This window comes from Streptomyces sp. NRRL B-1347 (genome assembly GCF_000720325.1).
GTDB lineage: Bacteria > Actinomycetota > Actinomycetes > Streptomycetales > Streptomycetaceae > Streptomyces.
In genome coordinates, this window is record NZ_JOJM01000003.1 from 529,688 (window position 1) to 553,056 (window position 23,369).

A 23,369-nucleotide genomic window follows, 5' to 3' on the forward strand; every position below is an offset into this window, starting at 1 on the left:
TCCTGGTCCCGCAGGCCCTGGTCCTGTAGCCCCGCACGCCGGACCGACACCCCACGCACACCCCCGTCCCCCCCTTGCGCCGACCCGAGGAGCTCCGTCATGCCCGCGCCCGTCACCCGCCGCGCCACGCTCACCTTCGCGCTCGCCTCCGCCCTCGCCCTCACCGCCACCGCCTGCGGCGCCTCCGCGGACGAGGAGACGGGCCCGGCCGCCCGCGCGAGGCCCGGCGCCAAGGGCGCGAAGATCGATCTGAGTCCCGACCAGAACCGCGTCAGAGCCGGGAAGGTCGACGCGATCGCCCGCCTCGTGCCGGGGCGCGTCCGCTCGCGCGGCACCCTCGAAGTGGTCGCGTCCGCGGGCTCCGTGCCGCCGCTGACGTTCTACGCCACCGACGACAAGACGGTCATCGGCGTGGAGACCGACATCGCCCAGCTGGTCGCCGACGTGCTCGGTCTGAAGGTGCGCTCGCACGCGGTCGACTGGGCGAACATCTTCGTCGGCCTGGACAGCGGCAAGTACGACGTCGGCTTCAGCAACATCACCGTCACCGAGGAGCGCAAGGAGAAGTACGACTTCGCCACCTACCGCCTGGACACCATCGCCTTCGAGGCGAGGAAGGACCGCGGGTGGAAGGTGAAGGGACCCGAGGACGTGGCGGGCCGCGTCATCGGGGTCTCGTCCGGCACCAACCAGGAGAAGCTGCTCGTCGACTGGAGCAGGCAGAACGTGAAGGCGGGCCGGAAGGCCACCGACATCAAGTACTTCCAGAACACCAGCGACTACTACCTGGCGCTCGGCTCCGGGCGCATCGACGCCTACCTCGGCCCCAACCCCGTCGCCGCCTACCACGCGGCGAGCACCGGCAAGTCCGAGGTCATCGGCACCTTCTCGGGCGCGGGCGACCGCCTCCAGGGCAAGATCGCCGCCACCACGAAGAAGGACAACGGCCTGGTCGAGGCCCTCCACAAGGCGCTCCAGCACCTCATCGGCGACGGCTCCTACGGCAAGGTGCTCGCTCACTGGGGCCTGTCCGACGAGGCCGTACGGACCTCGGAACGCAACCCGAAGGGGCTGCCCAGGACCGCGTGAGCCCGGGCCCGCGGGCGGCGCGCACGGGTCACCTGCCGGGGCGCGGCGGGGCGGTGGACCCGCGGACCACGAGGGAGACCGGGAGCAGCAGGGAGCGGGCGGGGCGCGCCGGGTCCGCCATGCAGTCGAAGAGCATGCGGGCGGCCTCGGCGCCCACCTCGTGGTGCGGCACCCGCACCGTGGTGAGCGCGGGGCGCAGCCGGGCCAGGAAGGGCATGTCGTTGAAGCCGACGACACTGACGTCGGCGGGGCAGCGCAGGCCGCGCTCGGCGAGGGCGTCGTAACAGCCGAGCGCGAGCAGGTCGCTGGCCGCGACGACGGCCGTGCAGGCGGCGGCCGCGTCGAGCAGCGCGCGCAGGGCGTGCGTGCCCGCCGCCTCGCTCCACCGGGGCGCCTCGGTGAGCAGCGCGGGGTCATCGGCGAGTCCGAGGTCGCGTACGGCGTGCCGGAAGGCGCGGGCCCTCGCGGCCCCGGTGGAGGTGGTGGCGGGGCCGCCCACGAAGGCGACGCGGGTGTGGCCGAGGCCGGCGAGGTGGGCGACGGCCAGGGTGATGCCGGAGACGTCGTCGGGGGTCACGCACGGCACGTCGAGGCCGTCGACGCGGCGGTTGACGAGGACCATGGGGACGCCGTCGGCGTGCAGGGCGCGCAGGTGCGGGTGGTCGCGCAGCGCGGTGGCGACGATGAGCCCGTCGATGTGCCGGGAGCGCAGCGATTCGACCTGGGCGCGCTCGCGCCGCGGGTCGTTGTGGGTGTCGACGATCCAGGCGTGGTAGCCCGCCGGTTCCAGGGCGCTCTCGATGCCGCGCACGATCGGCGGGAAGTAGGGGTTGGTGAGGTCGGGGACGACCAGGCCCACGGTGTGGGAGCGCGCGGTCTTCAGGCTGCGCGCGATCGGGTTGGGCCGGTAGCCGAGGTCCTCGGCGGCGCGCAGCACGCGGCGGGCGGTGTCCTCGCTGACCCGGGCGCGGGTGGCGGGGTTGAGGGCGCGGGACGCCGTGGCGGGGTGCACGCCCGCGGTGTCGGCCACCTCGCGCAGCCGGACCGGGCGCGGCCTCAGCATGCCTGCGGGTCGAGCAGGCCGCGGGCGGGGTCGAGGGCGGTGGCGAGGGCCGCGTCGCCGGGGCGGTAGCGCAGGCGCAGGCCGAGCACGGTGTCCAGGGCGGCGCGGTCGGCGGCGCCGTCGGGCACGAGTCCCTCGGCGGGGTCCCGCAGCCGCGCCGCGTACCGGGCGGCCAGGTCGTCGGGCAGCCGGAACGCGGCGCGGGTCTGCTCCAGGACGAGGCCGTCGAGGACGCCAGAGACGATGAGTCGGGACGTCTGGGCGAGCGCCGACGTCAGCGCGTGCGCGGCCCGCGCGCGGCGCGGCCCCACGGCGGTGAGCACGGTGCCCAGATACGGCCCGCACACCTCGGTGAGCCCGGCGAGGCGCACGGCCCCCGCGGCCTCCGCGCGCAGTTCGCTGCCCGCGCCGAGCACGGTCGCCGCGCACCGGCCGTCGAGGAGCGCGGCGAGGCGGCGGGGCGTCGAGCCGAGCGCGACGACCTGGTAGTCGCCGGGGCCCGCGCAGGGCGCCTTGAGGCCGAGGGACTCAAGGACGGCGTACAGGCCGAAGGCGAAGCCGGAGTCCGGCACGTCGACCCCGGCCGCGGCGCCGCGGAGTTCGTCGGCCCCCTTCACGCCGGGCGCGGCGTACACGCCGAGGCCGAGGCCCCGGTCGAGGGCGGCGAGGATGCGGACGTCGCCGGTGCGCCCGAGCGGGTTGTCGGGCGCGAAGCGGTACGCGATGACGTTGTCGGGGCTGGTGAAGGCGGCGTCGACGGCGCCGTCGAACAGGTCGCGGAACTGGGCGGGCGAGGAGGCGACGGGGACCTCGGTGACGGTGAGTCCGTGCTGGTCGAAGAGCCCGGCCGCGCGCGCCACGCGCAGCAGGACGGACGGGCTGAACACACCGACGGTCAGTGAGCGATGGCGCATGGGCGCGCTCCTGGGCTCGGGAGAGTTCCTCGGGAGAGTTCACGGAAATGCCGTGGAGCCATCTGCGTGCAATCGATTGTGGAGAGCTCGCCTCACCCGTGACAAGGGGCGGCCGCCGGAGAAGGCTGAAGCGGGCCGCAATCGTTTGCTGTCGAAGGAGGAACCGTTGTCGTCGTACGAGGACATCGTGGTGCCGGAGGACGCCGGAGCGCGGGAGGGCGGCGCGCGGGGCGGCGGCGCCCCGCACCCGGCCGTCGGCTGGGCCGGGACGGGCCGCATGGGCTTCGCCATGGCCCGGCGCCTCGCCGGGGCGGGCGTGGGGGTGGCGGCGTGGAACCGCACCGCGGAGCGGGCCGCTCCGCTGGCCGCGCACGGCGTGACCGTCGTCGGCGAGTTGGCCGAACTCCGCTCCCGCGACGTGGTGTTCACGATGGTGGCCGACGAGCGCGCCCTGGACGCGCTGCTCCTGGGCCCCGCCGGGCTGCTCGCGGACCCCGGCCGGACGCCCGGCACCGTCGTGGACTGCTCCACCGTCTCGCCGGACGCCTCGGCCGCGCTGCGGGCGGCCTGCGCCGAGCGCGGCACGGCGTTCCTCGCCGCGCCCGTCAGCGGCAACGCCAAGGTGGTCGAGGCGGGCGGCCTGAGCATCGTGGTGTCCGGCGAGCGGGCGGCGTACGAGCGGGCCGCGCCGCTGCTGCGCCTCATCGGCCGCTCGGTGACGTACGCGGGCCGGGGCGAGGGCGCGCGCCTGGTGAAGATCGCGCACAATCTCGTGCTCGGCGTCGTCACCCAGGCGCTGGCCGAGACGGCGGTGCTCGCCGAGAAGGGCGGGGTGCCGCGCCGGGCGTATCTGGAGTTCCTCAACGACAGCGTGCTCGGCTCGGCGTTCACGCGCTACAAGACCCCGGCGTTCGTGCGGCTCGACTACACGCCGACGTTCACGCCGGCGCTGCTGCGCAAGGACTTCGACCTCGGGCTCGCCGCCGGGCGCGCCCTCGACGTGCCGCTGCCGCTCGCGGCGGCGACCGCCCAGCTCGTCCAGGCCTGCGTGAGCGCGGGCCGCGTCGACGAGGACTTCGCCGTGCTGCTCGACCTCCAGGCCGCCGCGTCCGGGCTGGCCCTCGCCCCGGACGACGGCGCCGTGGACGACGGCCTGTCCGCCGGGCCCGAGGAGGAATCCGGGACGTGACCGCCCCCGGCGCCGCGCCCGCTACCCCACGGGGAGCGGGGCGCCGCGCTCCGCCTCGCCGCGGGGGCCGAAGATGCGGCGCTCCGCCGCGGTGATCGGCACGTCGTTGATGCTGGCCTCGCGGCGGGCCATCAGGCCCTCGTCGGTGAACTCCCACAGCTCGTTGCCGTAGGCGCGCCACCACTGGCCGCTCGCGTCCTGCGACTCGTACTGGAAGCGCACCGCGATGCGGTTGCCGTGGAAGTCCCACAGCTCCTTGCGCAGGGCGTACTCCCGCTCCCGGGACCACTTGGCGCGCAGGAACTCCACGATCTCGGCGCGGCCGGTGACGAACCGGTCGCGGTTGCGCCAGACCGAGTCCTCGGTGTAGGCGAGCGCGACGCGCTCGGGGTCGCGGGTGTTCCACGCGTCCTCGGCGGCCTGGACCTTCTGCCGGGCCGTCTCCTCGTCGAACGGCGGGAGGGGCGGGCGTGCCGTCATGGCGTGCTCCTTTCGTCGTCGCCACCCAAGGGAGAACGCTCGTTCTCCGGCGACGCGCACCAGCATAGAGAACGATGGTTCTCAGCGGTAGTCTTTGGCCAATGGACAACACCGTCGCCAGGGAACAAGCGCTGGACGCGGCCGAGGGGCTCTTCTACCAGCGCGGCGTCCAGACCGTCGGCATGGACGACATCCGCACCGCTTCGGGCGTCTCGCTGAAGCGCCTCTACCAGCTCTTCCCCTCCAAGGAGCGGCTCGTCGAGGCCTGTCTGGAGCGGCGGGACGCGCGCTGGCGCCGGCTGCTCGCCGAGCACGTCGAGCGGCACGGGGACCCCGAGCGGCGCCTGCTGGCGGTGTTCGACTGGCTGGGCGAGTGGTTCGCTGAGCCCGGCTTCCGCGGCTGCGCCTGGATCAACTCGTACGGGGAGCTCGGCGCCACGTCCGAGCCGGTGGCGCGCCAAGTGCGCCTGCACAAGGGCGCGTTCAAGGAGTACGTGGCCTCGCTCGTGGCGGCCGCGGAGCTGCCCGGCGAGCTCGCCGAGCAGCTCTTCCTGCTGGCCGAGGGCGCGATGGTGACCGCCGGGATCGACCACGCCCCCGCCCCCGCCGCCCACGCGGCCCGCGCGGCGAAGGCGCTGATCGCGGCCGCGCGGTGAGCACGGGGCCCGGCCCCGCCGGGCCCCGTCGGATGGCGTGTCAGCCCGTCTGGGAGGCCTTGCGCAGCGCCGTCAGGCAGGTGCCGATGGCCTGCTGGAGCTCTTCGAGGCGCTGGACCATGTCGTCCTCGTAGATGTCGCCGAAGTCGGCGGCGTCGTCGAGGGTGAGCTCCTCGAAGACCTTCGTCGCCTTCTGAAGGCTGCTGTAGAACTTCGTCCGCCGCTCCTGGACGCGCAGTTCGGGGTCCGCCTCGACGGTCTCGGCAACGAGCGTCTTCACCGTGTCGTAGGCCTCCGTGGCCCACTCCCCGGCCTCCTCGGGCTCCAGCTCGTCGATCAGGGACAGATGCCGCTCGGCCTCCTCGCGCAGCCCGGCCGGCGCGTCGATGGTCTGCCCGGCCGGAGTCCTGACCTGGCCCTCCTCGGCGATCTTGCGGACGTACTCGATGCGGTCCGCGGCCCTGGCCTCGCCCGCGACGGCCTTCTTCAGGTCGTCGGTGCGGGCGATGTCACGGGCCAGGTCGATCTGCAGGACCGGGTCCTCCTTGACCCGGTCGAGCAGCGCGTGCCGGGCGGCCTGGGCGGTGGAGGGGTCGGCGAGGATCGCGGCGCGCAGCGCGGTGGGGTTCTCCGCGACCTCCAGGGCCTTGGTCGGACGGATGCCCTCGGCCTCGGCGGCCGCCATGATCGCGGTGCCGCGCGCGGAGGACGCGCTGGAGCGCGGCACGTAGTAGGTGAGCCAGACGTCGGCGTCCGGCAGCTCGATCTCCTGGCCCGGCGCCAGCTCCTCGAAGTGCGGCACGAGTCCGTCGTCGGCGGCCCGGTCCCAGGCCTTGTAGAAGCGCATGACGCGCTCGGCGGAGCACCCGGCGAGCTCGCCGAACTCCTTCGCGGACACCTTCGGCGTGTCCGCCGCCGACTGCCCGCCGGGCCGCACGCTGCGCGCCACCTTCAGGCCGAACGCCCAGCCGCCGGTGCGCGCGTACACCCCGAACTCGTGGGCGTCGCGCGCGACGAGCTCGCGCGCGGCCTCGTACGCGCCGTCCTGTCCGGTCTCCTCAGTGGCCGGGGCGGCCTCGGTCGACGGGGCAGCCGGGGCGGACGGGGCGATCACTGCGGTCACAGATAACTCTCCGAGTACGTCGTGAGCGAAAGAAACAGAACGTACAGCCTATATCGACCCGTTGCTCCGGCTTTCCGCTTCCGCCCGTGACGCCCCTCCGGCGCGGCGGCGACCTGGTCCGGTTCCTCATGGGCCATGAAGTGGCCGCCGCGCCGCGGCTCGCGCCAGTGCCGCAGATCGGTGAAGACGCGCTCGGCAATGCTCCTCGGATAGTTCGCGTACGCCGGCTCGTGGCTGAGCGTGACGGCCGCGGGCACGGTGATCGGCGGCAGGAGCTTGTTCAGGGGGTAGTCGTAGTACTGCTGGAACGAGGTGCCGATGCTGGCCGTGGCCCAGTAGAGCGTGGCCACCGTCAGGAGCGTGTCCCGGTCCCAGCGCCGGGAGACGTCGCCGTCGCAGTCGCTCCAGTCGCGGTACTTGTCGACGATCCAGGCGAGCAGTCCGGCGGGCGAGTCGACCAGGGCGGCGGCGACCGTGTCCGGCCGGGTGCACATGATCTCGCTGTAGCCGCCGTCGGCGCTGTCGTACGCGGCGAGCGCGTCGAGGTACCGCTGCTCGTCGGGGGTCGGCGGCTGCGCCTCGAAGTCGGCGTTCACCACGGCGGAGGTGATGTGCACCCCGGCGACGTGGTCCGGGTACAGCGCGCCCAGCCACTGGGTGACTCCGCCGCCGATGTCGCCGCCGAAGGCCCCGTACCGCTCGTAGCCCAGCGCCTGGGTCAGCAGGGAGTGCCACGTCTCGGCGACGCCCCGGCGCGTGAACGGTCCGCGCGGCGGCTCGGAGTACAGGAAGCCCGGCAGGGAGGGGACGACCACGTCGAAGGCGTCGGCGGGGTCGCCGCCGTACGCGGCCGGGTCGGCGAGGCGCCGGGCGACGCGGAGCATCTCCACGAAGCTGCTCGGCCAGCCGTGGCTCAGGACCAGCGGCAGCGGCGCGGGCGCGCCGTCGGGGCGCTGTCCGCGCAGGTGCAGGAAGTGCAGCCGCGAGCCCGCGACATCGGCGGTGTAGTGCGGGAACGCGTTGAGTGCGGCCTCGGCGGCGCGCCAGTCGAAGCCGTCGGCCCAGTACGCGACGAGGTCGCGCAGGTACGCCGGGTCGGCTCCGGCCGCCCACGGCGTCGCGTCGGACGCCGCGACGAAGCGGGTGCGGGTCAGGCGTGCGCGCAGGTCGACGAGGACGTCGTCGGGGACGGCGACGCGGAAGGGGGTGGGGGTGGTGCCCGGTGTGGTGGTCATGGTTCCTTCGCTGAGGAGTGCTGCGGTGCTCGGATCGAGCGGGCGCTCCGGCGCGGCGGCCGTGCGAGGGAACCGGTCAGACGGATTCGACGGAAGCGACGGTCTGACGGTCAGGCGCGGACGGCGGTCGGGAGGGCCCGGACGGTGCGGTCGGTCATCAGGTCGCGCAACGGGCTCACCTCCTTCGTCGGTCCGCACGCGGACGGTGTGGGGTACCGCGTGGCCGGGCCGACTATACACATCCGCCGATCTTCGTCACAGGGGCCGCGGACCTAGGACTCCCGGAGCCCGAGGCCTAGGACGGAGGGACGTCCCGGGTCTGTCCCGGGGCCGGTGACCCGGGCGGTCGCTCGCCGTGAGACTTGCCCCATGGACACCTCACGGACCGACGCCTATCTGCTCCGCATCGGCGCGGAGCGCCCCGCCGCCCCCACCTCGGCGGCCCTGCGCGACCTGCACCTCGCCCATCTGCGCACCGTCCCCTTCGAGAACCTCGCCATCCACGCGGGCGAAGAGGTCGACCTCGTCGAGGAGGACCTCGTCACGAAGGTCGTCGAAGGCCGCCGCGGCGGGTTCTGCTACGAACTCAACGGGGCCTTCGCGGCCCTCCTCACCTCGCTCGGCTTCGACGTCGACCTGCTCCAGGCCAGCGTGTACCAGGGCGACCGGCTCGGGATCCCGTACGACCACATGGCGCTGCGCGTGCGCACCGCCGACGGCGGCGACTGGCTGGCCGACGTGGGCTTCGGCAAGCACAGCCACCACCCGCTCGCCTTCACCGAGCGCGGCGACCAGACCGACCCCGGCGGCACCTTCCGCGTCGCCGAGACGCCCGACGGCGATCTGCGCGTCCTCATGGGCGGCGAGCCGCAGTACCTGCTCGACCGGCGGCCCCGCGCGCTCACCGACTTCACCGGCGGCGCCTGGTACCACCGCACCTCTCCGAAGTCACACTTCACCCGGTCCCTGGTGTGCTCGATCCTCACCGACACCGGCCGGGCCACGCTCAGCGGCAGCAGGCTCACCGTCACCCCGCACGGCGGCGAGGCGCGGATCACCGAACTCGCCACGGACGCGGAGGTCCTGGAGGCCTACGCCACCCTCTTCGGCATCGTCCTCGACGAGGTGCCGCGGCTCGCGTCGCCGGTCCGGGTCGGGGGCCGGTAGCCGAACGGCGGGCGGGGGTGTCCTTGCGACATGACACCGGGGAGCGGGCACCATGCAGCACGTCCGCTCCTTTGTCCAGGCTTCCCGGCCCGTTTCGGCGCCCGCCGGGCCCGGTGACGTTCGTCGCGGCGGGTGCGGCGCGCCCGGACGTAGGCTGCGGCACTGTGAAGAGACACATACCTTTCGACCGGCTGCACAACTGCCGTGACCTAGGGGGCTACGTCACTGAGGACGGCCGTACGGTGCGGTGGGGGAAGGTGTACCGGTCGGACTCGCTGAGCAAGCTGCGGGGCGCCGACTGGGAACGCTTCCTCGGCCTCGGTGTCCGCACGGTCATCGATCTGCGCCACCCCCGGGAGATCGAGGCGAAGGGCCGGGTCCCGGACCACGCGTCCTTCGCCTATCACCACCTGAGCGTCGAGCACCGGGCCGACGACCGGGCCGACGACCGGGCCGCGTCGGAGCCCGACACGGACGCCGGGCGCCATCTGGCCGACCGCTACCTGGAGATGGCCGAGGACGGCGTCAAGGAGCTGCGCCGGGCGCTCGAACTGATCGCCGAGGACGGCTCGGGTCCCGTGGTGTTCCACTGCGTGTCCGGCAAGGACCGCACGGGGCTGCTCGCCGCGCTCGTGCTCAGCCTCCTGGGTGTGGCCGAGGCCGACGTGGTCGAGGACTTCGCCCTCACCGGCCTCGCCACCGACCGGCTCGTCGCCGACTGGCGCGCCACCCACCCGGGCCGCGAACTGCCCTGGCCCACCTTCGGCCAGGCGCCCGCGGACGCGATGCGCCTCTTCCTCGCCGGGATCACCGAGCGGTACGGCTCCCTGCGCGCCTACGCCGCCCGTCTCCTGGACGCCGACGAGGAGTTGGTGGCCGCGCTGCGGGCCGCCCTCCTGGAGGGGCCCGAGCTGACCTTCCGGCGGGCCGGCGCGTCCGACCTCGCCGAGCTCGTGCGGCTGCGCGACGCGGCCGCGCGCTGGCAGATCTCCCGGGGCATCGCCCAGTGGCAGCCCGGCGAGCTGGGCGAGGACCACTTCGCGGCGCGGCTCGCGGACAGCGAGGTGTGGCTCGCGACGCTGGGACCCGACGGACCCGTCGCCGGCGCCTTCGAGCTGTGGTGGGACGACCCCGCCCCGTGGGGCCCGCAGCCGCCGACCGCCGGTTACGTGCACCGTCTGATGACGGACCGGGACACCGCGCCGCCGCGCACCGGGCTCCTCCTGCTCGCGCACGCCGAGCGCCGCATCCGCGCCGCCGGGCGCGGGCTGAGCCGCCTCGACTGCCGCTCCAACAACCCGCGGCTGCGGGCGTACTACGCGGCCGCGGGCTACCGGGAGGTCGGCGAGCTCGCGTCGAAGGACGGCGGGGTCGCGGGCCGGTACGCCGTCACGCTCATGGAGAAGCCGCTGGAGGCGGCCGACCGGGACCTCACAGCGAGGCCTTGATGCGGCGCGGCGCGTCGGCCAGGCGGCTGATCAGCGAGACCACGTCCGGGGGCTGGCGGCTGGCGTCCCGGTCGGCGCTGAGCACGTAGTAGATCTGCTCCAGGGACGGCGGGCCGACCGCGACGGTGCGCAGGGCCGCCTGGCCGGGCGTGGCCTGCCCGGTGCGGACGAGGTAGGCGGCCGCCATCGAGCCGGTGCGGCCGACGCCCGCGCCGCAGTGCACGTAGACCGGCCCCTTCGCCTCGGCGACGACGCGCAGGAACCGGTCGACCTGCGCGCCGTCGGGCGTCTGTCCGTCGCGGACGGGCAGCCGTACGACGTCGAGCCCGGCGCGTCCGGGGCGCGCGAGTTCCGTCGGGCTCAGGTGCTCGGCCCGCAGGTCCACCACCGTGTGGATGCCGTGTGCGGCGAGCGCGCGGTAGCCGGCCTCGGTGGGTGCGGAGCCGCGCCACAGCCGGTCGTCGACCCGCTGGAAGTGGCGGACGCCGGTCATCTCCCGCTCGGCGCTCACGCGTTCGCCCGCCCAGGCCGAGACGGCGAGCACGCCGAGTGCCGTGGACGCCCAGAAGACGGTGTAGCCGAGCACGCACAGGCCGACCAGCTTCAGTGCGCGCCGGGGCGTCGGCCGTCTGGCTCTCAGTTTCCGGCCCGCGTTCGCGCACGCGGCGCTCGCGGTCGCGGTGGCCGCGCCGAGCCGCGCGGCGGCACGGGCGCAGGTGTCCCGGGCGGAGGAGGTACGGGATAACAAGCGGTCACCACCAGAGGGCGTGCGCGTCGGCACACCGGACTTCGGGGAGGGAGGCGCAGGCCTCGTCCAGGCTACCGGCGTCCGCGGGGCCCGGCGACCCGGTCCGCCCGCCCCACGCGCCTCACCCGTACCCCCAACTCTCTTGGGCAGCAGCCGAGTTGGCTGGACCTCCGGAATCCGCCCGTGCGCACGCGCGGCCTCAGTGGTCGCGGTCGGCCTGCTTCACCTGGCTCTCGCCCAGGACCCTCGCGCTCGTACGGTGTGCCGTCGCGTCGGTGAGGCAGCCGCGCAGCCGCATCACGTCGTGCGCGGAGAGGGCGGGGCGGATCACTCCGGCCCACACGTCGCCGTCCAGGCGGGTCAGCGGCGCGTGGACGTTCAGGGCGGCGGTGGACCTGCGGCAGCTCTCCCACAGGGCCCGCGCGGCGAGCGCGCGGGCCTCCGCGCCGTCGTTGCCGCGCACCCGCACCTCGTACACCACGGTGGTCGCGGCCGCGCCCGTGGCCTTGGCCGGGCGGGTCTGGGTGGCGTCGGAGAGGGTGTCCACGAGCAGCGCGAGCAGCAGGACGGCGGCCACGGCGGCCCCGCTCACCACGGCGGTGCGCAGGGCGCGCGGCCGGGGCACGGCCTCGCGGTCCTCCAACTCCGGTATGCGGCCGTGCCGTTCGTCGCCGGGCGCGGCGAGGGCCGCGAGGCGCCCGGCGAGCCTGCGCTCGGCGCCGGGCCGGACGGTGGCCGCCGAGATCTTCTGCACGACCCAGGCGACGCCCGAGAGCAGGGCCCCGGCCGCCATCAGGACCGGCACGAAGACGTAGGTGCGGTGGGCGCCGTCCGGGGTGCCGGGCTCCAGCCAGCGGAACCGTACGCCCTCCTCGGCCCGGGACTCCTGCAGGCGCCGCCACACCTCCTCGGTGCGCCGGCTGGAGTCGGCCAGCTGCCGCTCCAGGCGGCCGAGCCGGCTGAGCAGCACCGTGCCCACGAGGAGGCCCTCGATGACCAGCAGGAGCACACCGCAGATGAGGGCGCGCTGCCACTCCCAGCGGGTGAGGTAGACGACGCTGTAGGTGGCGGCCGCGGCGGCGCTGAGGCCGCCGAGGAGATAGCTCACGTACTTCATGACGCCATGCCCTCCGTGTGGTCGGCGCCGCCCCGGGGTGCGGCGGGCGGCTCGCCGACGGCCGCCATCCGCACCACTTCGACGGCGCCCGTGCCGCCGTCCACCGTCAGCCGGGTCCCGGCGGGGAAGCGGTCCAGGGCGTCGGGGACACCGACGGCCGTCGGCACCTGGTACTCGCGGGCCAGCACGGCGAGGTGGGAGAGCACGCTGCCGGTCTCCGCGACGAGCCCGGTGAGCCCGGGCAGGAGCGGGGCGAGCGCCGGGTCGAGGGCGCGGACGACCAGGACCGCGAACCGGGGGCGCTCGCCGCTGCCGTGCCAGGCCGTGCCGGAGCCGAAGCCGCCGCCCGCGCCCTGCCCGTCGGCGGCCGCCCGGCGCCTGCCCGGCTCGGCCACGGGGCGGCCGTCCGCGAGCCGGAACGCGGCGGGCAGCTCCGAGCGCTGCGGCCGCGGCAGGCGCTCGTGCAGGTCGGCGGGGAGCCCCTTGCCGTCGCCCGCGGCGGTCAGCTCGGCCCAGCGCAGCAGGGCGATGCGGTCCGGGTCGTCGAGGAGCTCGACGGCGGTCAGTCTGCGGGCCATCTCGCGCACCATGGCGGCCTGCATCTCCTGTACCCAGCGCACGCGCAGGCGCAGGCCCTCGCGGGTGGGCAGCACGGCCGTGCCGCGCGGCACGCCGGTCAGGGCGGGGCGCCCGGGCAGCGGCGGGCGCGGGCCGAGCGCGGGCGGCAGGAGCGAGAGGAGCACCGGGTGGCGGGCGACGAGGCGGGCGTCGTCGGGCTCGTCCGCGCGGGCCTCGGCGAGCACGGCGAGCGCCTCGCCGACGGCGGTGGCGCCCGAGCCCTGCCCGAGGACCGCCCCGGCCAGGGACTCCTGGGCGTGCAGCGCGGAGAGGACCGTACGCCCCCAGGAGACGGCGGCCAGCAGACGCCCGCTCAGCATCTGGGCGGGGGCGGGCAGTTCGCTCAGGTAGCGGTCGACGTCGGCCGTGAGGTCGAGCGCGAGCGTCGGCAGCGTCGTCCGCACCCGGCCCATGCGCCAGGCGGCGGTGGCGCGCCGGGCCGCGGGCGCCGGATTGAGGAAGCCGAGCAGTCGGTGGGTGGGCGGGGCGGCGCCGAGCAGCCGCAGGTCGGCGGCCGCGCGGCCGTCGACGGTGGTCACGGGCGGCAGCCTGCGCAGGCGGCGGCGCGGCGCCGCGCCCGCGATGTCCAGGGCGACCGAGAGCCCGTGCGCCATGGGGACCAGCCACAGGTCCTCCTCCAGGGGTTGCAGCACCCCGGGGAAGGTCTCGGCGACCGGCCCGGGGCCGAGCAGCCGTGCGCGGCGCGCGGGGCGCGGGGGCAGCGCGGTGATGGGGCGGGTCTGGAACAGCCAGAGCCGGTCGTCGGCGTCGAAGGCGAACTCGATGTCCTGCGGGCCCCCGAACTCCCGCTGCGCGTCCCGGGCCAGGCGCAGCAGCCGCAGTTGGCGGCCGCGCGCGAGGAGCCGCGCGTCGCGGGGTTCGCCGGGCTCGGTGTGGACCTGGCGGCCGTGCCGGGTCAGGTGGTAGCGCACGCCCTGGACGCTGCCGTTCACCAGGCGGTCGGGGCCGCCGTCGACGGCGCTGATGACGACCCGGTCGCGGCGCCCCGCCATCGGGTCGGCCCCGAACATCACGCCGCCCACGGTCGCGTGCACCATGGGCTGCACGAGCACCGCCATGTCGGGGTGCGGGCCGCGGCCTGCGCCCGCGGGCGTGCGCCGGGCCGAGCGCAGCACCCGCCGCACGGCGTCGGTGAAGTCGCCCCACCCGCGCACGTCGAGCACGGTCTCGAAGAGCCCCGCGAGGGACGAGTCGGCGGCGTCCTCCCACGCGGACGAGGACCGCACGACGAGGGGCCGCATCCCGTCGTCGCTCAACTCCCGCCAGGCGCGACGCAGTTCCTGCTCACCGCGTATGGACTCCCCGTGCAAGGACTCATCACGCATGGACTCCCCGCGCAAGGGATCCTCGCGTAAGGACTCACCACGAGGGGGCACCTCGCGAGGGGCCTCACCACGGGAAGCGGAGCCTACGACGCCCGCGGAGCCCCCGACGTCCACGGATCCCACGGCCTCCTCGGAACCCGCGGCGTCCGCCAACTCCGCGGGTATCAGTACGAACCCCGGCAGCACGGGCAGCCCCGCGCCCGCGGCCCGGGCCAGATGGGCCGCCTTCGCGCCCGCGAGCCGCGGCTCGCGGGCGCGCCGCGCCTCAAGCCCCACCACCACCAGCCGGTCCGTCTCCACCCCGATCATGGCCTGCCTCCTTCGCCCGACCGCGCGCCCCGTACCGCCCGCGCATCCAGTTCTCGGCGCCTTTCCTACGAGGTGAGGCCCTGCGCGCCCGCCGCGTCCGGGAGGCGTCCGGCTGCTGCCGCGTCCCTCCCCGAAGCCGGAGCGGCTTCTCGCGCGCGGACCGGAACGCCACCTCCCCTTTCCTCCCGGCCGGTTCGCCCACCGGACGAAACGCCAGGCCATGAAGCCGGGCCAGAAATCATCCAGCCCTTAGCACGGACGCGTGACCGCCCCATGAAGTTGAGTACAAGCCCACCCGAATTCGGCCAAGCCCCACCGGGCCGTGCCGGCGGCACGGCGATGGCACAGCGACGCGACAACGCCTCGCCCCTCTTGGCATCCCGTCCGGGAACCGGTCGGCGAACCCCTCGCGTGGAGGAGTCATCGACCCGCGTACGCGCCGCCGGGGATGTCCGGCACCGCCGCGCGGACGGCAACGCAGGAGGGTGCCCGATGGCCGTTGTCTCGCTGTTCATTTCGGCTGCCGCACTGGCGGGGATCGCGCTCTCGCTCATCTACCAGTCCCGGCAGACACGGCTCTCCCGCGAGGAGAGCATGCGGGCGTCCCACCGGGAGCTCCTCGTGATGTCCATCAACGACAACGTCCTGCGCCCCTGCTGGGGAAGTCCGCTGGCGGAGCTGCCGGAGGAGAAGGCGCGGCAGATGCTCTTCGCCAACCTCATCGTGTCCTGGTGGCACTCGGCATACTTGATCAAGGAGACGAAGGACCGACAACTGCGCATCCTGTGCTATGGGTTCTTCCAGGGGGATGTGGGGCGGGAGTACTGGGCCCGGGCCCGTGCCGGATGGAGTGATCTGGCGGCGGCCGGGGCATCCGCACAGACCAAGCGGTTCGTGGCCATCGCGGACGAGGAGTACGCGTCCGTGCTCGCCGCGCGCGCCTAGCCGTCCGGTGCCGCATGCGCCGGTGCGCCGCCCCGCACCCGCCGCACGCTGTCGGCAGACGCAGAGAGGCGAAGACGTGACAGGCAGTCAGTTCGACGAGCTCGGGCAGGTCTACGAGGAGTCATCGGGGATGGCCTTCAGGCAGGGGCTGGAGTTTCCCACCGTGCTCGGTCACCTCGGTGACGTCGGGAGCCAGGACATACTCGACTTCGGCTGCGGCAGCGGGGTCTACTCCCGGCTGCTGGCGCGTCGCGGCGCGCGGCGGATCGTCGGTCTGGACGCGTCCGAGGGCATGGTCGACCACTGCCGCCGCCGCGAGGAGGACGAGCCCCTCGGTGTCGAGTACGTCGCGGGGGCGCTCCCGGAGCGGCTGCACGGCGCCTTCGACACCGTGCTCGGCGTGTATGTGCTGCCGCACGCCGAGACGTACGACGCGCTCGTCGCGATGTGCCGGGCCGTCGCGGCGGCGCTGCGGCCCGGCGGGCGGTTCCTGACCCTGCCCATCCACCCGGACGTCCACCCGGACCCGGACCACTACGCCCGCTACGGCTTCCGCCTGGACGTCAGCGCCCGCGAGGACGGCGCCCCGGTGGACTTCGGGTTCACCGTCGGCGAGCACAGCGCCCGGTTCACCGCCCGCTACTGGACCGCCGCGTCCCTGGACGGCGCGCTGCGCGAGGCGGGCTTCAGCACGCCCGAGTGGCGCACGCACCAGGTGTCCGAGACCGCCGAGCCGGGCCCTTCGGACGCCTTCTGGGCCCGCTACCTCACGACCCCGCACGCGGCGGTCCTGGACGCGCGCAAGGCCTGAGGGACCGCCGCTCAGCCCTCGCCGCCGGGCGGCGGGCCGGGCTCCCGGTGCCGGTGCGGCAGGTGCAGGGAGTGCACGTGGTGCGGGCGCGGCGGGTGTTCCGCGGCGTGGGCCCGGTCGGCGAACCCGGGCGCCATCACGTGCACGCGGCGCCCGCCGCACTTGGGGCACACCGCCGCCGCGAGCGGGGAGCGCAGGGCGTTGCCGTCCTCGTCGACGTACTCCTGGGTGACCGACCCGGCGGCCCCGGCGGTCCCGGCGGGGGTCGCGAGGCCCGCGGGGTCGGAGAAGAACATGACCCGGAAGCTGGACTCCCAGGTCTCCCCGCAGTCCCCGCAGGTGAAGGCGAAGGTCTCGGTGACCGGCTCTGGCTCGGGCGGCATGGGCACTCCTCGTCGTCGCTCCCCCGGGCGTCCCAGCCCACAGCGCGCCGCGCGGCCCGGCAACTCGAACGCGCCGGTCGGGCGGCGCGCCCGGGAAAAAGCCGGTGGCCCGGTGACCGTCGAGGTCACCGGGCCACCGGGCCGTGCGCTGTGTGCGTACGTTCCGCACAGTCAGCGCGTCAGCGCGTCAGCGCGTGGGCTGGAGTTCCCGCTCCGGGTCGGAGTAGGGGGCGCCGCCGTTGTCGCCGAGCTGCTTGTGGAGCTTCTCGCCCTCCACGTCGACGTTCGGCAGGATCTTGTTCAGCCAGCCCGGCAGGTACCAGGCGGACTTGCCGAGCAGCGCGAGGACGGCCGGGACGATCGCCATGCGGACGACGAAGGCGTCGAACAGGACGGCGGCGGCGAGGCCGAAGCCCATGGTCTTGATGATGTCGTCGTCCTCCAGGATGAAGCCGGAGAAGACGCTGATCATGATGACCGCGGCCGCGGCGACGACGCGCCCGCCGTGGGTGAAGCCGGTCACGATGGCCTCGCCCGGACGCGCCCCGTGGACGTACGCCTCACGCATGCGCGTCACGAGGAACACCTCGTAGTCCATCGCCAGACCGAACACCACACCGATCATGAAGATCGGCATCATGCTCATGATCGGGCCGGGCTGGTCGACGCCGAACACGTTCGCGAGGTGGCCCTCCTGGAAGACCGCCACGACCGCGCCGAGCGCCGCGAGCACCGAGAGCAGGAAGCCGAGCGCCGCCTTCAGCGGTACCAGGATCGAGCGGAACACCAGCATCAGGAGCAGGAAGGCGAGGCCGACGACCAGGGCCAGGTACGGGATCAGCGCGTCGTCGAGGGTCTGCGAGAAGTCGATGATCGAGGCCGTCTGGCCGGTGATCAGGACCTCGGCGCCGGTCTTGGACTCGATGGTGCCGATGTCGGAGCGGATCTTCTTGACCAGCGTCTCGGTGTCGTGGTCACTCGGTCCCGTCTTCGGCGTCGCGGACAGGATCGCCAGGTCGTCGGCCTTGTTCGGCGTCGCCGGGCTGACGGACACGATGCCGTCGACCTTCTTGAGCTCCTTGCCGACGTCCTCCGCGGCGGCACCGGCGCCCTTGTCCTTGTCGACGACGATCGTCAGCGGGCCGTTGAAGCCCTTGCCGAAGGAGTCCGACAGCATGTCGTACGCCTTGCGCTGTGTGGTGTCCGGCGCGAAGGTGCCCTCGTCGGGCAGGCCGAGCTGCAGGTTGGCGGCCGGGGCGGCCACGGCGCCGAGACCGGCGATCGCGACGAGCAGCACGATCAGCGGGCGGCGCAGCACGAACCGGGCCCAGCGGGTGCCGAGCTTCGGCTTGGCGTTGGGGTCGGCGAACGGAACGCCGACGGGCTTCTTGCGGTCCTTGCGGCGCAGCGTCCTGCGGGGCGCGATGCCGAGCAGCGCCGGGATGAGGGTCAGCGCGATCAGGACGGCGATCACGACCGTGCCGGCCGCGGCGAGGCCCATCTTGGTGAGCAGCGGGATGTTCACGACGGCGAGGCCGGAGAGGGCCACGATGACGGTGAGGCCCGCGAACACCACCGCGGAGCCCGCGGTGCCGACGGCGCGTCCCGCGGCGTCCTCGGGGGTGCGGCCCTCCTCCCGCTCGGCGCGGTAGCGCGAGACGATGAACAGGGCGTAGTCGATGCCGACCGCGAGACCGATCATCGTGGCGAGCGTCGAGGTGGTGCTGGACAGCTCGAGCGTGCTGGCGAGCGCGGTGATGCCGGAGATGCCGATGCCGACGCCGATGAGCGCGGTCAGGATCGGCATGCCCGCGGCGATCAGCGAGCCGAAGGTGATGAGCAGCACCACGGCGGAGATGCCGATGCCGATCAGCTCGGCGCTGCCGCCCAGCTCCTGCTCGGTCGGGACCGCGTCACCGCCCGCCTCGACCTTCAGACCGTCCTTGCGGGCGTCCTTGAGGGTGTCGACGAGCTTGTCCTTGACCTTGTCGGTCACCTCGGGTCCGGGGACCTTGTAGGACACGGTCGCGTAGACGGTGGTCGAGTCCTTGCTGACCGCGCCCGTCTTGAACGGGTCGTCGACCTTGGAGACCTGGCCGCCCTTGCCGAGGCGGTCGATGAGCTTCTCGACCTTCGCCTTGTTCCCGGCGTCGGTGATCTTCTGGCCGTCGGGGGCGCGGAGCACCACACGGGCCGTGGCGCCGTCGGCGCTCGTCTCGGGGAACTTCTCGTCGAGCAGGTCGAAGGCCTTCTGCGACTCCGTGCCGGGCATGGAGAAGACGTCGGCCGGAGCCTTGGGAGCCGAGGACGCTGCGACGCCCGCGCCGATGAACAGCAGCACCCATATGAGCGCCATCCACCAGCGCCGTCTGAAGGCGAGACGGCCCAGTTTGTAGAGGAACGTAGCCACGGCGAACGAGACTCCCGTCGGGATTGGCAGGCAGGACCGACCGTCCGGCGGCAGCGCGCCGCGCGACAGGGTTGGGTCGGCAGGATCCACTCCATGGTGACGGCAGCAAACCGCGCGGAAGTCAGACTGCGGGCCGGAGTCCGCGCCCACGTCCGTCGTAGTCGGAAGTCGGCCGACTCATCCTCGGGTAGGAGACGCGATGAGTACATGTAGATCTCATGTACCAGGGGTGTGACCTGCGTCTCTTGGTCAACAACCCTCTTTTCAATTCGGGCATTTCACTCGAATCCCGAACCTTTTCGACAGATGTCGTTTGAGACACCGCAAGCGCCACACGGGTCCCGCGCGGCATCGCCGGCGCCGCCCGGCCGCCACCCCATGACGTGCGCCGCGGCGGCGCTGCCGCACCGTCTCCAACGATGCGGCCCGGTGGCGTGTTCCAGAGGGGCGGCGGGCGGCCCGCGGCAGGACCGCCCGCTCACTCAAGGCCCCCTAGGGGACGGTCCCCTTCGGCGCCCCGCGGCGGAGTCAGGGCTTCCGCATGACCTCGATGACACTGGCGAAGCTGTCCCCGCCGTGGCCCGCGGCGTGTGTCCGCTCCATGAAGGCCTTCAACAGCTCCGGCAGGGCGTTGTCGACGCCGCGGTCGGCCGCCGCGTGGATGAGGTGGCCGATCGCGACGATCTGCACGTCGACGGTCGCGTCGTCGCCCGGGTAGCCGCCCTCCTCCACCTGGGCCGCGTACCGGCTGATGAAGCCGCTCACGGCACCGCCGAGCCAGCGAAGGGCGAGCGGCGCGAACTCCGTCGCCTTCGCCCCGTCGGCGCCGACGAGCGCGGTGCCGTGCAGCCAGCCGCCGAAGGCCGCCCACATCAGGCCGAGGAGGGCCACGTCGTACAGCGAGGCGAAGCCCGCGTCCTCGCCGAGGAACAGCGGGTCGCCGAGCGCCTCCAGAGCGGGCTCGTAGGTGTCGAAGGCGGTCCGCAGACCGCTGTAGAGGAGCATCATCTCGGGGCTACCGACGCCCGGCGGGGTGGTCATGACCGCCCCGTCCAGGTAGTCGACGCCGTGCGCGGCGGCCCACGCGGCGAACTCCCGGGCCTGCTCGGGCGAGCCGGTGGTGAGGTTGACGAGCGTGCGCCCCGCGAGCGTCGCGACGGCCGGGTCGACGACCGCGTGCAGCGCGTCGTAGTCGAGGACGCAGGCGATCACCAACTCGCTCGCCGCCACGGCCTCTCCCGGGGTCGCCGCCACCCGGGCGCCGCGGGCGGCGAGGGCCTCCGCCTTCGCCGGGGTGCGGTTCCACACCGTGGTCTCGTGGCCACGCTCCAGGAGGGCGGCGGCGAGGGCCGCGCCCATGTTGCCCAGGCCGATGACGGTGACGGGGGTACGACGTTCAGCGTTCATTGCGTGCTTGCTCCTTGTGCGTCCGCAGGACGCGGTCGTATCCGTACGTCCGCCTGCTGCGGTGCCGTCCGTGGTGATCCGGTACGAGAACCCTCGCAGCGGGCCCAAGGGCGGGACAGTGACAGCGGTGACGTTGATCACCAAATTCCTGCCACGCCCCGGAGCGGCCGTATCGTCGCCGCATGAGCGCTGGTTCCGTCGCGGTGGTCGTGACCGAGGAGATCGGGGTCCCCTCCTGGGACCTGTACGAACTGAGCATCCCGTGCACGGTGTTCGGCAAGCCCCAGCCGGACCTCGCCGAGCACTGGTACGACCTGAGGCTGTGCGGCACCGGGGGTGGGTCCGGCGCGCGGGACGCCGCCGCCCATCCGTTCGGCGTCTCGCTGCGCACGCCGTACGGCCTCGACGACCTGGCCGACGCGGACACCGTGATCGTGCCGTCGGTGCCGGACCCCTGCGTGGAGGACGGCGAGCCCCTGCCGGAGGACCTCGTCGACGCGCTGCGCCGCGCCCACGCGGCGGGCGCGCGGATGGTGTCGCTGTGCACCGGCGCGTTCGCGCTCGCCGAGGCGGGCCTGCTCGACGGCCGCCGCGCCACGGCGCACTGGCAGCACACCGGCCAACTGGCGGCGCGCTACCCGAAGGTCGAGGTCGACGACTCGGTCCTGTACGTCGACGAGGGGGACGTGCTGACCAGCGCGGGCCTGACGGCGGGCCTGGACCTGTGTCTGCACCTGGTGCGCCGCGACCTCGGCGCGCACGTCGCCAACCAGCTCGCGCGCCGCATGGTGGTGCCCGCGCACCGGCCCGGCGGGCAGGCCCAGTTCATCGACCTGTCGGTGCCCGAGGCCGACGACGCCGGCCTGAGCCCCGTCCTGGAGTGGGCGCGCCGGCACCTCGACGAACCGCTGACGGTCGAGGACCTGGCGCGCCGGGCCGCGATGAGCCCGCGCACCTTCTACCGGCGGCTCCAGGCGGCCACCGGCACCACGCCCCTCCAGTGGCTCCTGAACCAGCGCCTGGCCCGGGCGCAGAGCCTCCTGGAGGCGACGGACCTGCCGGTCGAGAAGGTCGGTGAACTCAGCGGCCTCGGCACGGCGAACAACCTCCGCCACCACTTCCTCAAGCACGTGGGGGTCCCGCCGAGCGACTACCGCCGGGCGTTCTCGCGGTCGGGCCGGGCGGCGGAGCCCCTGACGGCGTGACCCGGAGCCGGGCGCGTCCGGCTCAGCGCGCCCCGGCCGCGGGCGGAGCCTCCGCGGGCACCCGGGCGAGCAGCGCCCGCTTGTCGGGCTTGCCGCTCGGCGCCACCGGTACGTCCGTGACGACGGTCAGCGTGGACGGCAGCCCCGGAACGCCCAATTCCGCCTCGACGTACGCCCGTACGGAGTCCAGGGCGGGCGTGCGGCCCGGCGCCGCGACGACGAAGGCGTGCGCGGCCTCGCCCGTGCGCCGGTCCGGAGCGGCCACGACGTACGCCCGGTCGACGTCGGGGTGGGTGGCCAGGGCCTGCTCGACGGCGCCGCAGTAGTGCACGACCGCGTTGACGATGACGATGTCGCGGCTGCGGCCCGTGAGGTGGAGGAAGCCGTGCGCGTCCAGGTACCCCACGTCGCGGGTGCGCACCCAGCCGTCGCGCAGCACCTGGGCGGTCTCCGCCTCGTCCCGCCAGTAGCCGCTCATGGCGCAGGGCGTGCGCGCCCAGATCTCGCCGGTGCCGCCCGTCGGGACGGGGACGCCCTCGGCGTCGCGCACGCTCAGCTCGGTGCGCGCCCAGGGGCGGCCCACGGAGGTGGCGGCCTCCTCGGGCCCGTGCGCGAGGTCGTCGGGCGTCAGGAGGGTGAGCATGCCCGCCTCGGTCTGGCCGTACGCCTGGTGCACGGCGGTGCCGAGGCGCTCCACCGCCTCGGCGAGCGCGTGCGGGGCGAGCGGGGAACCGGCCACGATCAGCACCCGCAGGCCGCTGAGGTCGGCGGCGCGGCCGGGCCCGGCGCGCAGCGCGTCGAGCACGTGGTGCAGCCGGGGCACGGTCATCAGCAGGGCGGTGATCCGCAGGCGCTCGATGAGCCGGGGGAACTCCAGCGGGGGCGCGGGGATGACGGCGGTGCCGCCGCCGAGGAGGCACAGGCCCAGGTGCTCGAACATGACGGCGCTGGTGAGGGTGCCGAACAGCAGGAAGCGCCGGTAACCGGCCGCGAGGCGCGTGATCCGGTCGTCCCAGCGGGCGGGCTGCCAGGACCAGTACGCGGTGAGCGCGCGGTAGTCGAGGACACAGCCCTTGGGGTGACCGGTGCTGCCGCTGGTGAGGTGGACCAGGGCCGCGTCGCCCGGGCGGCCGCGCGCCACGAGGCCGTCGCCGGGCAGCGGTCCGGCGTGCGGGTGGGCCGCGAGCAGATCCCTTTCGAGCCGCAGGACGGGGATGTCCCCCGCGGCGCGCAGCAGTTCGGGGCGGGCCGGGGCGGCGTCGGTGACGACCACGTCGACATCGGCGTCGTCGGCGGCGAGGACGTGGGCGAGCTGAGCCGGCGTCAGGCCGGGGCGAAGGCCCGTCACCCGGCAGCCGAGCAGATGGGCCGCGATCTGCACCGCGAAGCCTTCGGGCGTGACGTCCGTGGCGAGGGCGAGGGAGCGGCCGGGGCCGAGTCCCGCCGCGCGCAGCCCGGCCGCACACCGGGTGATGAGCGAGAGCACCTCGCCGCGCGTGACGGCACGCGAGCGGTGCTCGAAGGCCACCGAGGCGGGATGACGGCGGAACGCGTCGATCAGGGCCTGCGGGAAGGGCCGTTCCGTCGAATTGCTCGCTTTGCGTCCGTTTTCCACGGGGCATCCGTTTCGGAGGATGAAACAGCGTCACAGGGAATGAGGGTGCAGAACAGGAAAGCGACGAACGATCTCTGGCCGGATTTCACCC

20 protein-coding genes are annotated in these 23,369 nt (G+C 74.1%); 8 read left to right on the top strand and 12 right to left on the bottom strand.

What is annotated here, in order from left to right; genetic code table 11:
• Positions 1–99: 99 nt before the first annotated feature.
• A complete protein-coding gene (locus IG74_RS0104945; protein ID WP_030670135.1) occupies positions 100–1,089 on the top strand; it encodes an ABC transporter substrate-binding protein in 990 nt (329 codons plus the stop codon).
• Positions 1,090–1,117: 28 nt separating this feature from the next.
• Here the strand turns inward: IG74_RS0104945 and IG74_RS0104950 are convergent, their stop codons facing one another.
• Positions 1,118–2,152 (bottom strand): LacI family DNA-binding transcriptional regulator, encoded by a 1,035-nt coding sequence (locus IG74_RS0104950; protein ID WP_030670138.1) that lies wholly within the window; start codon positions 2,150–2,152, stop codon positions 1,118–1,120.
• Entirely contained in the window at positions 2,146–3,066 is a 921-nt protein-coding gene (locus IG74_RS0104955; protein WP_030670152.1) for an ABC transporter substrate-binding protein, read from the bottom strand. The genes IG74_RS0104950 and IG74_RS0104955 overlap by 7 nt, the downstream gene beginning before the upstream one ends.
• A 166-nt stretch (positions 3,067–3,232) precedes the next feature.
• Here IG74_RS0104955 and IG74_RS0104960 point away from each other — a divergent pair, with 166 nt between their 5' ends.
• Positions 3,233–4,255 (top strand): NAD(P)-dependent oxidoreductase, encoded by a 1,023-nt coding sequence (locus IG74_RS0104960; RefSeq protein WP_234334214.1) that lies wholly within the window; start codon positions 3,233–3,235, stop codon positions 4,253–4,255.
• A 21-nt stretch (positions 4,256–4,276) separates the two neighbouring features.
• On the opposite strand, the gene IG74_RS0104965 is transcribed toward IG74_RS0104960, so the two are convergent.
• Positions 4,277–4,735 (bottom strand): nuclear transport factor 2 family protein, encoded by a 459-nt coding sequence (locus tag IG74_RS0104965; protein ID WP_030670156.1) that lies wholly within the window; start codon positions 4,733–4,735, stop codon positions 4,277–4,279.
• Positions 4,736–4,836: 101 nt separating this feature from the next.
• Here IG74_RS0104965 and IG74_RS0104970 point away from each other — a divergent pair, with 101 nt between their 5' ends.
• Complete coding sequence (locus IG74_RS0104970) at positions 4,837–5,391, top strand: TetR/AcrR family transcriptional regulator (protein WP_030670159.1); 555 nt, start codon at positions 4,837–4,839, stop codon at positions 5,389–5,391.
• A gap of 40 nt (positions 5,392–5,431) precedes the next feature.
• Here the strand turns inward: IG74_RS0104970 and IG74_RS0104975 are convergent, their stop codons facing one another.
• Both IG74_RS0104975 and IG74_RS0104980 read right to left on the bottom strand, forming a co-directional pair.
• Positions 5,432–6,514 (bottom strand): hypothetical protein, encoded by a 1,083-nt coding sequence (locus IG74_RS0104975; protein ID WP_063761210.1) that lies wholly within the window; start codon positions 6,512–6,514, stop codon positions 5,432–5,434.
• Positions 6,511–7,749, bottom strand: coding sequence for an epoxide hydrolase family protein (locus tag IG74_RS0104980; protein ID WP_078868578.1), 1,239 nt, complete (start codon positions 7,747–7,749; stop codon positions 6,511–6,513). The genes IG74_RS0104975 and IG74_RS0104980 overlap by 4 nt, the downstream gene beginning before the upstream one ends.
• A gap of 369 nt (positions 7,750–8,118) precedes the next feature.
• Here IG74_RS0104980 and IG74_RS0104985 point away from each other — a divergent pair, with 369 nt between their 5' ends.
• Both IG74_RS0104985 and IG74_RS0104990 read left to right on the top strand, forming a co-directional pair.
• Complete coding sequence (locus IG74_RS0104985) at positions 8,119–8,916, top strand: arylamine N-acetyltransferase family protein (protein ID WP_037824380.1); 798 nt, start codon at positions 8,119–8,121, stop codon at positions 8,914–8,916.
• Between the two features lie 164 nt (positions 8,917–9,080).
• Positions 9,081–10,364, top strand: coding sequence for a tyrosine-protein phosphatase (locus IG74_RS0104990; protein ID WP_051854546.1), 1,284 nt, complete (start codon positions 9,081–9,083; stop codon positions 10,362–10,364).
• On the opposite strand, the gene IG74_RS0104995 is transcribed toward IG74_RS0104990, so the two are convergent.
• From IG74_RS0104995 to IG74_RS0105005, 3 genes are all read right to left on the bottom strand, one after another.
• Positions 10,348–11,112, bottom strand: a complete 765-nt coding sequence (locus tag IG74_RS0104995; protein WP_078868579.1) for a fused DSP-PTPase phosphatase/NAD kinase-like protein — start codon at positions 11,110–11,112, stop codon at positions 10,348–10,350. The two genes, IG74_RS0104990 and IG74_RS0104995, sit on opposite strands and share 17 nt — an antisense overlap.
• 199 nt (positions 11,113–11,311) lie before the next feature.
• Entirely contained in the window at positions 11,312–12,229 is a 918-nt protein-coding gene (locus IG74_RS0105000; protein ID WP_030670177.1) for a hypothetical protein, read from the bottom strand.
• On the bottom strand, positions 12,226–14,502 hold the full coding sequence (locus tag IG74_RS0105005; RefSeq protein WP_051854547.1) for a PEP/pyruvate-binding domain-containing protein: 2,277 nt from the start codon (positions 14,500–14,502) through the stop codon (positions 12,226–12,228). Before IG74_RS0105005 ends, IG74_RS0105000 begins: the two co-directional genes overlap by 4 nt.
• Before the next feature lie 492 nt (positions 14,503–14,994).
• Here IG74_RS0105005 and IG74_RS51930 point away from each other — a divergent pair, with 492 nt between their 5' ends.
• Positions 14,995–15,447, top strand: coding sequence for a DUF6082 family protein (locus tag IG74_RS51930; protein ID WP_051854548.1), 453 nt, complete (start codon positions 14,995–14,997; stop codon positions 15,445–15,447).
• 76 nt (positions 15,448–15,523) lie between these two features.
• Complete coding sequence (locus tag IG74_RS0105015; RefSeq protein WP_030670185.1) at positions 15,524–16,258, top strand: class I SAM-dependent methyltransferase; 735 nt, start codon at positions 15,524–15,526, stop codon at positions 16,256–16,258.
• 11 nt (positions 16,259–16,269) lie between these two features.
• On the opposite strand, the gene IG74_RS0105020 is transcribed toward IG74_RS0105015, so the two are convergent.
• The 3 genes from IG74_RS0105020 to IG74_RS0105030 all read right to left on the bottom strand — a co-directional run bounded on the left by IG74_RS0105020 (position 16,270) and on the right by IG74_RS0105030 (position 20,458).
• On the bottom strand, positions 16,270–16,641 hold the full coding sequence (locus tag IG74_RS0105020) for a hypothetical protein (RefSeq protein ID WP_030670187.1): 372 nt from the start codon (positions 16,639–16,641) through the stop codon (positions 16,270–16,272).
• A 187-nt stretch (positions 16,642–16,828) separates the two neighbouring features.
• Positions 16,829–19,051, bottom strand: a complete 2,223-nt coding sequence (locus IG74_RS0105025; RefSeq protein ID WP_030670189.1) for an MMPL family transporter — start codon at positions 19,049–19,051, stop codon at positions 16,829–16,831.
• A 528-nt stretch (positions 19,052–19,579) separates the two neighbouring features.
• Positions 19,580–20,458, bottom strand: a complete 879-nt coding sequence (locus tag IG74_RS0105030) for an NAD(P)-dependent oxidoreductase (RefSeq protein ID WP_030670191.1) — start codon at positions 20,456–20,458, stop codon at positions 19,580–19,582.
• A 203-nt stretch (positions 20,459–20,661) separates the two neighbouring features.
• On the opposite strand from IG74_RS0105030, the gene IG74_RS0105035 reads away from it, so the two are divergent.
• The gene (locus tag IG74_RS0105035; RefSeq protein WP_420709854.1) at positions 20,662–21,663 is read left to right on the top strand and encodes a GlxA family transcriptional regulator; all 1,002 of its coding nucleotides are present in this window, start codon (positions 20,662–20,664) and stop codon (positions 21,661–21,663) included.
• A gap of 22 nt (positions 21,664–21,685) precedes the next feature.
• Here IG74_RS0105035 and IG74_RS0105040 read toward each other — a convergent pair whose 3' ends face one another.
• On the bottom strand, positions 21,686–23,278 hold the full coding sequence (locus IG74_RS0105040) for a class I adenylate-forming enzyme family protein (RefSeq protein ID WP_107058870.1): 1,593 nt from the start codon (positions 23,276–23,278) through the stop codon (positions 21,686–21,688).
• Positions 23,279–23,369 lie beyond the last annotated feature (91 nt).